General features: G+C 70.5%; 8 protein-coding genes and 1 pseudogene. 2 read left to right on the forward strand and 7 right to left on the reverse strand.

Going from position 1 to position 8,345, the window contains the following annotated elements; all coding sequences use genetic code 11:
* Positions 1–8 precede the first annotated feature (8 nt).
* Positions 9–1,274 carry an NAD(P)/FAD-dependent oxidoreductase gene (locus tag PCA_RS17230; protein ID WP_181303848.1) on the forward strand — a complete coding sequence of 422 codons (1,266 nt, stop codon included), beginning with the start codon at positions 9–11 and terminating at the stop codon, positions 1,272–1,274.
* Positions 1,275–1,355: 81 nt separating this feature from the next.
* On the opposite strand, the gene rpoH is transcribed toward PCA_RS17230, so the two are convergent.
* Positions 1,356–2,213 (reverse strand): RNA polymerase sigma factor RpoH, encoded by an 858-nt coding sequence (gene rpoH / locus PCA_RS17235; RefSeq protein WP_181303849.1) that lies wholly within the window; start codon positions 2,211–2,213, stop codon positions 1,356–1,358.
* 77 nt (positions 2,214–2,290) lie between these two features.
* A complete protein-coding gene (locus PCA_RS17240) occupies positions 2,291–3,940 on the reverse strand; it encodes an ATP-binding cassette domain-containing protein (protein WP_181303850.1) in 1,650 nt (549 codons plus the stop codon).
* Positions 3,941–4,138: 198 nt separating this feature from the next.
* Between PCA_RS17240 and PCA_RS17245 the strand changes: the two genes are divergently transcribed.
* Positions 4,139–4,822 (forward strand): Fe2+-dependent dioxygenase, encoded by a 684-nt coding sequence (locus tag PCA_RS17245; RefSeq protein WP_181303851.1) that lies wholly within the window; start codon positions 4,139–4,141, stop codon positions 4,820–4,822.
* Here the strand turns inward: PCA_RS17245 and ung are convergent, their stop codons facing one another.
* From ung to PCA_RS17270, 5 genes and pseudogenes are all read right to left on the reverse strand, one after another.
* Positions 4,823–5,521 (reverse strand): uracil-DNA glycosylase, encoded by a 699-nt coding sequence (gene ung, locus PCA_RS17250; protein ID WP_181303852.1) that lies wholly within the window; start codon positions 5,519–5,521, stop codon positions 4,823–4,825.
* On the reverse strand, positions 5,518–6,360 hold the full coding sequence (locus tag PCA_RS17255) for a response regulator (protein ID WP_181303853.1): 843 nt from the start codon (positions 6,358–6,360) through the stop codon (positions 5,518–5,520). Before PCA_RS17255 ends, ung begins: the two co-directional genes overlap by 4 nt.
* A gap of 26 nt (positions 6,361–6,386) precedes the next feature.
* Entirely contained in the window at positions 6,387–7,367 is a 981-nt protein-coding gene (gene ftsX / locus PCA_RS17260; RefSeq protein ID WP_181303854.1) for a permease-like cell division protein FtsX, read from the reverse strand.
* Positions 7,364–8,041, reverse strand: coding sequence for a cell division ATP-binding protein FtsE (ftsE, locus tag PCA_RS17265; protein ID WP_181303855.1), 678 nt, complete (start codon positions 8,039–8,041; stop codon positions 7,364–7,366). Before ftsE ends, ftsX begins: the two co-directional genes overlap by 4 nt.
* Positions 8,042–8,157: 116 nt before the next feature.
* Positions 8,158–8,345: pseudogene (locus PCA_RS17270) on the reverse strand (ATP-dependent RNA helicase RhlB); the annotation flags it as partial.

The following is an 8,345-nucleotide window of genomic DNA, read 5'->3' on the forward strand; positions in this document are numbered from 1 at the left end:
ACCACTGCATGCCCGCTGCACTGCCTCACATCGTGATACTCGGCGGCGGTTTCGGCGGACTCTCCGCCGCCCGTGCGCTGGCCGGCGCGCCGGCGCGCATCACCCTGGTCGACCGGCACAACCACCACCTGTTCCAGCCGCTGCTGTACCAGGTCGCCACCGCGGGCCTGTCGGCGCCGTCGATCGCCGCGCCGCTGCGGCAGATCCTGCGCCACCAGCGCAACGTCACCGTGCTGATGGACGAGGTCACCGGCATCGACCTCGCGCAGCGCCGCGTGCAGCTCACCCGCGAGCGGCTGGACTACGACTGGCTGCTGGTCGCCACCGGCGCCGCGCACGCCTATTTCGGCCACGACGACTGGGCCGGCAACGCCCCGGGCCTGAAATCGCTGGACGACGCGCTGGCGATCCGCCGCCGCGTGCTCACCGCGTTCGAGCGCGCCGAGCAGGAGGACGATCCCGCGCGCCGCCAGGCCTGGCTCAACCTCGTCGTGGTGGGCGGCGGCGCCACCGGCGTGGAACTGGCCGGCACGCTCGCCGAGATCGCCCGCCACACGCTGACCGGCGAGTTCCGCCGCGCCCAGCCGCGGGACGCCAACATCCTGCTGGTCGAGGCGGGCCCGCGCGTGCTGCCAGCGTTCGATCCGGTGCTGTCGGCCAAGGCGCAGCGGCAGCTGGAACACCTGGGCGTGCAGGTGCGCCTGGGCCACGCGGTGACCGCAGTGGACGACGACGGCGTGACGCTGGGCGGCGAGCGCATCGCCGCGCGCACCGTGCTGTGGGCCGCGGGCGTGGCCGCCTCGCCACTGGGCCGCCAGCTGGACGCACCGCTGGACCGCGCGGGCCGCGTGCTGGTGCAGCCCGACCTCGGCCTGCCCGGCCATTCCGAGGTGTTCGTGCTGGGCGACCTCGCCAGCGTGCAGCAGGACGGCAGCCCGGTGCCGGGCGTGGCGCCGGCCGCCAAGCAGATGGGCGAGCACGTGGGACGTCTCATCGCCGCCCGCCTGCGCGGCGACACGCGCGTGCTGCCGTTCCGCTATCGCGACGCGGGTTCGCTGGCCACGATAGGACGCATGGCCGCAGTAGCCCAGTTCGGTCGGCTGCGATTCTCCGGCCTGCTCGCCTGGTGGGTGTGGCTGGGCGCGCACATCTGGTTCCTGATCGGCTTCCGCAACCGGCTGGTGGTGCTGCTGGACTGGGCGATGGCGTACTGGACCCAGGCGCGGCACGCGCGAATCATCACCGGCGCGGACCGGCACGGACGCGAACGCTGAAAAGCCCACGGCCCGCGGAAGCGGGCCGTGGCAACTCAGCTGCGTCGCTTGTCGGGATCGCGGCCGGACGGGGCCGCCCGGTCAGGCCGCGAACAGCCCGCGCATCTTCTTCATCGCGTTCGCCTCGACCTGGCGGATGCGCTCGGCGGACACGCCGTACTCGTCGGCCAGTTCCTGCAGCGTGGCCTTGTCGTCGTCCAGCCAGCGGCGCTGGATGATGTGGCGCGAGCGCTCGTCCAGCTTGCCCATCGCGGCGGACAGCGTGGTCAGCTCGTTGTCCGACTGGTCGGCCGCGGCCACGTTGTCGTACGGGTCGGCGCCTTCGTCGACCAGGAACGCCTCGGGCGCGGGCCTGGCGTCGTCGTCGGCGTCCGCCGGCGCCTCGAAGCCGATGTCGCGGCCGGACAGGCGCGATTCCATCTCGCGCACCGTGGCCTCGGGCACGCCCAGGTCGTGGGCGACCGCGCTCACCTCGGCCGCGTTCATCCAGCCCAGGCGCTTCTTGCTCTTGCGCAGGTTGAAGAACAGCTTGCGCTGCGCCTTGGTGGTGGCGACCTTCACGATGCGCCAGTTCTTCAGGATGAACTCGTGCATCTCGGCGCGGATCCAGTGCACCGCGAAGCTGACCAGGCGCACGCCCTGGTCCGGATCGAAACGCTTCACCGCCTTCATCAGGCCGATGTTGCCTTCCTGGATCAGGTCGCCCAGCTGCAAGCCGTAGCCGGAATAGCCGCGGGCCACGTGCACCACGAAACGCAGGTGCGACAGCACCAGCTGCTTGGCGGCGGAGAGGTCCTCTTCCTCGTTGTAGCGACGCGACAGCGCCTGCTCCTCATCGTGGCTCAGCACCGGGATGCGGTGCACCGCCGAGATGTAGGCATCCAGGCTGCCGACCACGCTGGGCAGCGACAGGTTGGTGGTCGCCAAAGCTTGAGACATGTGAAACCTCCAGTACCAGGGCTTCAGGTTAGCACTCCGGTAGTTGGAGTGCTAAAGCCGCAGATAGTTCGCGGCTTTTAGTAAACCGAATCGTACAGAAATTTGTGCTGGCTGTCCATTCCCCGCACGGCAAATCCCTCTCCGGACAGCTCGATCCGGCCGTCGAGCCGCAGGCGGTGCAGGAACACCTCGTCGTGCGAAACCAGCACCAGCGCGCCCCGATACTGCAGCAGCATCTGTTCCAGCGCCTGGAGGGAGCGCAGGTCGAGGTGGTTGGTGGGTTCGTCGAGCAGCAGCAGCTCGGCGGGATGTTCGGCATACAGGACGCACGCCAGCGCGGCCTTGAGGCGCTCCCCGCCGCTCAGGCGGGAGCAGGGTTCCAGCGCGGCGTCGCCGGAAAGCCCCAGCAAGGCAAGCCGTGTCCGCATTTCGGCCTGCCCGGCGGAAGGATTCGCGGCCAGCAACTGGTCCAGCGCAGACCGGGCCGGATCGAGCATGGCCAGTTGCTGGTCCAGCCAAGCGTACGGAACATGGACCTCGCACCGCCCCGCAGCGGGCGGAACGGCCCCGGCAAGTATTTTCAGCAGGGTGGATTTGCCGCTGCCGTTCGCTCCCGTCACCGCCATGCGCTGACGGCCCCGGATCGTCAGGTCGATGCGGCCGCCGGCTGCGCTGCCAAACGGCAACCGCACACCCTCGAGCGTCGCTGCCTTGCGCCGCGCTGCGGCCAGGGCGGCCGGCGCCAGCAAGCTTACGTCCACGTCCTCACGTACCCGGGAAGCCGCTTCGCGGACGCGCCGGGCCTGTTCGTCGCCGGCGGCCTCCAGGTCGCGCTGACGTTTGCCCATGCTCACCTGGCTGTCCTGTCTGCGGCGACCCAGCAGGATCGGGGCCTGGTTCGCCTTGCGGCCCTCCCGCGTGGCGCGCGCCTGGCGGCGCTCGAGGCCCTCCTGCCTGGCACGCCGCTCCTCTTCGCCACGGCGCTGTTCCGCCTTGCGGTGCTCCAGTTCCTGCAAGGCGAGTTCCTGCTCCCTGGCTCGGGCCTGTTCGTACCAGGCAAACCCGCCGCCATAGTCGCCCAGGCCCGAGGGCGAAAGCTCGAGAATGCGTTGCATGCCGTCCAGCAATTCGCGGTCGTGGCTCGCGACCAGCAGCCCTTTCGGCCATGCACGCAGCTTGTCCAGCAGCAGCTCGCGTTGCGGGCGATCCAGGTGATTGGTCGGTTCGTCGAGTATCAGCATGTCGGGATCGCCGAGCCATGCCCCGAGCAAGGCAAGGCGGGTCAGCTCGCCGCCGCTGAGGACGGCGGCGGACTGCTCCGGCGCGAGATGGCCCAGCCCATGCGCCTCGAGCTGGCGCGTCAGGCCCTCGCGGATATCCCAGCGATCGCCCACCTTCTCGAAATCGGCGGGGTCCACGCTGCCGGCCTCGATGCGCGACAGCGCACGGAGCAGCTCCTGCACTCCAGCGATGCTGGCGACCGTGGCGCCGGGCGGACAAAGCACCTGCTGCGGCACGTAATGGACCGTGCCCGTACGCAGGACCCGCCCGCGGGTGGGCTCCAACTGCCCGGCCAGCAGGCGTGCCAGCACGCTTTTGCCCGCGCCGTTGCGCCCCACCAGCCCGGCGTGGCGCTGGTCGAGCTGCAGGTCGATGTCCGAAAGAACGCGATGGCCGTCGGGCCATGCAAACGCGACGCCTTGCAGCGTCAACAAGGATTCCGTCATGGAGGCTCCGGTGATGTCAGGTATCACCCCATCGCGATGGATGGAGGCGAATGACCGTCGTGAAGACGGCTGCATCACTGGCGCATCGGACGATTCCCCGGCGTGTGCTGAAAGGGCGGCCATGATAGCAAACCATCGCCGCGTGCCTGCGCCGCTCACTACAATGCCGGGATACGCCACGCCGCAAGGGGAAGCCACTTGATCGTCTGTGTACCCGATGTGTTGACCGCCCAGGAACTCGGCGCGATCCGGGCGGAACTGCAGAACTCCCCCTACGTGGACGGTTCGGTCACGGCCGGCTGGTCGGCGCGCATGGTGAAGAAGAACCAGCAGATGGACACCGGCAGCGCGCAGTACACGCGGGCTTCCGACATCGTGCGCGCCGCGTTCCAGCGCAACGCGCTGCTGCAGGCGGCGCTGCTGCCGGCGGCGAACACCCAGCCGCTGTTCAACCGCTATGCGGGCGGCATGGAGTACGGCGCGCACGTCGATGCGCCGGTGATGGGCGGGCTGGGCAACGCCTTGCGCACCGACATCGCGATCACCGTCTTCCTCTCCGATCCGCGCAGCTACGACGGCGGCGAGCTGGTGACGCACGCGAACGGCGGCATGGAATACAGCTTCAAGCTGGAGGCCGGCGCCGCGATCGCCTACCCGGCGAACACCTTGCACCACGTCAACGCGGTGACGCGCGGCGTGCGCGACGCCGCCATCATCTGGGTGCAGAGCATGGTGCGCGATGCGGCCCGGCGCGAACTGCTGTGGGACCTGGAAAGCGCGAAGCGCGACATCTTCGGCCGCGAGGGCAAGACCCAGGTGTTCGACGCGGTGAGCCGCTCGCACGCGAACCTGCTGCGCATGTGGGCCGAAGTGACCGGCTGATCAATCCTTCAACGCGGCGCGCGGCGGCAACGACCAGTCGATCGGCGCCTGCCCGTGCGCTTCGAGATAGCGGTTGGCGGCAGAGAAATGCCCGCAGCCGAGGAAGCCGCGATGGGCGGACAGCGGCGAGGGGTGCACGCTCTTCAGCACGCAGTGCCGGCGGCTGTCGATCAGCTGGCCCTTGCGCTGGGCGTAGCTGCCCCACAGCAGGAACACGATGCCTTCGCGCTCGCGGTTGAGCGCGTCGATGGCCGCGTCGGTGAAGCCTTCCCAGCCCTTGCCCTGGTGCGCGGCGGCGAGGCCGCGCTCCACGGTGAGCACCGCGTTGAGCAGCAGCACGCCGCGGTCGGCCCAGGGCGTGAGGCAGCCGTGGTCGGGCGGCGCGATGCCGAGGTCGCGCTGGATCTCCTTGAAGATGTTCACCAGCGAAGGCGGCGGCGGCACGCCGGGGCGCACCGAGAAGCACAGGCCGTGCGCCTGGCCGGGGCCGTGGTACGGGTCCTGGCCAAGGATCACCACGCGCACCGCGTCGAACGGGGTGTGCGCGAACGCGGCGAAGATCTCCGCGCCCGGCGGGTAGATCGCCTTGCCCGCCTGCTTTTCCGCGCGCAGGAACGCGGCCAGCGCCTGCATCTCGGGACGCTCCAGCCACGCGCCGAGGCGCGCCTTCCACGAGGCTTCCAGCCGCACTTCGCTCACGGCGTGGCGCCGCGCTGGCGCAGGTGCCGCGCCACGCGCAGCTGGAACAGCAGCTTGGTGACCAGCAGCCGCTCCTCGACCGGTTTCTCCACCAGGTCGTTCGCGCCGGCCTGGATCAGCGCGGCCTGGTTCGCGGGATTCTCGTCGCCGGTCATCACCAGCACCGGCAGCCGGCCCTTGCCGTAGCCGAAGTCCTTGCGGACGCGTTCGAGCAGGTCGCCGCCGGTGAGCTCGCCCTTCAGGCTGACGTCGGTGAGCACCACGTCGGCGCCGAGCTCGCCGCGCACCTTCGCGGTTTCGAGCAGCGCCAGCGCATCCTCCACGCTGATCACGTGGCGCACGGTGAGGCCGTACTTCTCCAGCATGCGGCGCGTGGCAAGCGCCACCACGCGGCTGTCCTCCACGTACAGCACCTCGCCCTCGGTGCTGCCTTCGGGGTGCACGTAGCCGCGGATGAACTCGGCCAGCGCCTGGAAGCCCAGCGACTTGTCGAAGTAGTCGGTGACGTCCTCGCCCAGGGTGCGCCGATGCAGGCGTTCGTCCACGTCGCCGGAAACCACCACGATGGGCACGTAGGTCTGCGGCGCGGATTCGCGCACGAAGCGCGCCAGTTCCAGCCCGTCCATGTCGGGCAGGCGCAGCGCGATGGTGATGAAGTCGAAGACGCCCTCGTCCAGCAGCTTCTGCGCCTCGCCGCCGCTGCCGCAGCCGACCAGTTCCACGTTCGGCAGCTCGGTCTGCAGCACGCGGCCGATCAACTGCCGCACCACCCGGGAACCGTCGACCACCAGCACGCGTGGCGCCGTGCTGACCAGCCGGTTGCTGATGCTCGTACTCATGTCGCCTGTTCGCCTGTTCGCTACGGTCAGACGGCCTTGCGCAACTGCCAGGCGCTGACCAGCCGCGCGCCCAGCCAGCCCAGCGCCGCCGCCGCCAGCGGGACCGCCAGCAGCAGCCACACCGGCAGGCCGCCCATGTGCAGCTTGCCATCATAGGCCTGGCTCAACCGTGCCACCGGTCCGCTCAGCGCGAACTCGATCGCCAGCGCCAGCAAGGCGGCGAGGATGCCGCTGAACAGGCCGTACCAGATGCCCGCGTACAGATAGGGCCGGCGCACGAACGCGCCGCTGGCGCCCACCAGCAGCAGCACGCCGATTTCCTCGCTGCGGCTGGCGATGTCCACGCGCACCGTGTTGCCCACCACCAGCAGGGCGGCCAGCGCCAGCATCAGCGCCAGCGCGGCCACCACCCGGTCGCCCACGCCCAGCAGCGCGTCCAGCCGCTGCCGCCAGGTGCCGCTGTCCTGCACCTGGGCCACGCTGCGCATCTCGCGCATGTCGCTGACCAGGCGTTCCACCGCCGGCGCGTCCAGCCCAGCCCTGGGCTGCACCATCAGCACCCAGGGCAACGGATTCTGGTCCAGCGCGTCCAGCGCGCCGGAGAAGCCCTGCAGCTTCGCCAACTCGTCCAGGCCTTGCTGCGGGCTCTTCACCGTCACCGTGGCCACGTCGGAACGGTCGCCCAGTTGCTTCGCCAGCAGCCGCGCCTGGGACTCGGCCTGGTCCGCCTGCAGGAACACGTTGACCGCCTGGTCCCGGCCCAGCACCTGGCCCAGCTGCTGCACGTTGCCGAGCAGCAGGTAGAACGCCAGCGGCAATGCCAGCGCCAGGCCCATCACCGCGATGGTCAGCAGGCTGCCCAGCGGGCGGGCGGCGAGCCGGCTCAGGCTGGCCGCGGCGCTCCAGCCGTGGTGCTCGCGCCAGCTGCCCACGCGGCGCGTGCGGCTGTGTTCGCTGCGCGGGGCCGGTTCGGTTTCGCGCTGGACGGTTTCGGGCGTGGTGTTCACAGCACCTCCTCGGCGGCGAGGTCCGCCACCAGCCGGCCGTGGTCCAGCACCACCACGCGCTTGCGCATGCGCTTGATCAGCGGCAGGTCGTGGCTGGCGATCAGCACGGTGGTGCCGACCTGCTGGAATTCGGCGAACAGGCCCATGATCTCCACCGCCAGTTGCGGGTCGAGGTTGCCGGTGGGTTCATCGGCGATCAGCAGCGAAGGCCGCCCCACGATCGCCCGGGCGATGCCCACGCGCTGCTGCTCGCCGGTGGACAGCGTGGCGGGCAGCTGGCGTTCGTACGAGAGCAGCCCGACCTTTTCGAGCGCCGCGCGCACGCGCCGGCCGCGTTCCTGGCGGGCGATGCCGGCGATGGTCAGCGGCAGCTCGACGTTCGCGAACACCGTGCGGTCCATCAGCAGTCGATGGTCCTGGAACACCATGCCGATGCGCTGGCGCAGCTTGGGGATGCCGCGGCCGCGCACCTTGGCCAGGTTCTGGCCATCCACCGTGATGAGGCCGTGGCTGGGCCGCTCGATCACGCCCAGCAGCTTGAGCAGGGTGCTCTTGCCGGCGCCGGAGTGCCCGGTGACGAACGCCATCTCGCCGGTGTCTATGGTGAAGGACAGCTGCGAGAGCGCCTCGTGGCCGCCCTCGTAATGCTTGCTCACCTGATCGAACTGGATCACCGTGCGTCCCCGCCGCTGCCTGCCGTATTCGCGCAAGGATAAGGGATGCGGGCGCCGAGGTCGCCCCGCCGCCGGCGGCGGCAGGGCGACGGTTCAGTCGCGCGGCGGCCGCCGGGTCAGCGGCCGGTGAACAGCCGGGTCAGGCGGCGGAACAGGCCGGGCTTGCCGGCGTGCGAATGCTCGCCCGTGGTGGCTGCCACCTGCCGCGACGGACGCGCCGCGGCGGCCGCGGCTTCGGCGGGTGCGCGTTCGCGCGGAGGACGGCGCTCGCCGCGTGGCGGTCGGCCGGCATCGGCGGCCGACC

This window comes from Rhodanobacter sp. PCA2 (assembly GCF_013620825.1).
In the GTDB taxonomy this organism is placed as follows: Bacteria; Pseudomonadota; Gammaproteobacteria; order Xanthomonadales; family Rhodanobacteraceae; genus Rhodanobacter_A.